The organism is Shewanella sp. NKUCC05_KAH (assembly GCF_019345585.1).
Taxonomy (GTDB): domain Bacteria; phylum Pseudomonadota; class Gammaproteobacteria; order Enterobacterales; family Shewanellaceae; genus Shewanella; species Shewanella oncorhynchi.
This window is the reverse complement of record NZ_JAHKQZ010000050.1, coordinates 1-692: the sequence shown is the minus strand read 5'-3', so window position 1 is coordinate 692 and position 692 is coordinate 1. Positions and strand designations below refer to the sequence as shown.

The window sequence follows — 692 nt, the reverse complement described above, 5'->3', positions numbered from 1 at the left end:
GGGGCGCTCACCACTTTGTGGTTCATGACTGGGGTGAAGTCGTAACAAGGTAGCCCTAGGGGAACCTGGGGCTGGATCACCTCCTTACCTATACGACTAACTTAATGTTTGTTGAGTGTTCACACAGATTTGCTTGATAGAAGAAAGAGTAAAAGATGGACCTAGTTAAATAGGTTTATCAAAGATGGGTCTGTAGCTCAGCTGGTTAGAGCGCACCCCTGATAAGGGTGAGGTCGGTGGTTCAAGTCCACTCTGACCCACCAATCCTTCCTTCTCAGCGTTGGAAAGTGACTCGTTTAGTGAACTAAACGTCGCCACTGTCCGCCTTGATAAGAAATGATTGGCAAACCAATCCTTTTAGAGGTTTGGAACATCTTACTTACTCGCACTGCATGTAAATGGGGCTATAGCTCAGCTGGGAGAGCGCCTGCCTTGCACGCAGGAGGTCTGCGGTTCGATCCCGCATAGCTCCACCATTTACACCTTATTCTGACTTTATTGCAAAGTAATAAGGCATATGCACTATGGATAGAGATGCCAAAGATAAACTTAAAAATTATCTTTGGCTTTTTTAAGCCCGCTCTTTAACAATTTGGAAAGCTGATAGTATTTAATTGCATGAGTCTGTCATGTAATTAATTACAAAACGTTTAATGCGAAAGCATTGAACATGAGTTCTCAAACACTTTATT

The 692-nt window shown here is 43.4% G+C and carries 2 tRNA genes and 1 rRNA gene; all 3 read left to right on the top strand.

Annotated features, from left to right (window positions below):
- Positions 1-87: ribosomal RNA gene (locus KO533_RS22410) — 16S ribosomal RNA — on the top strand; the annotation flags it as partial.
- Between the two features lie 99 nt (positions 88-186).
- Positions 187-263 (top strand) — tRNA-Ile (locus tag KO533_RS22405).
- 137 nt (positions 264-400) lie between these two features.
- A tRNA-Ala gene (locus KO533_RS22400) sits at positions 401-476 on the top strand.
- Positions 477-692 lie beyond the last annotated feature (216 nt).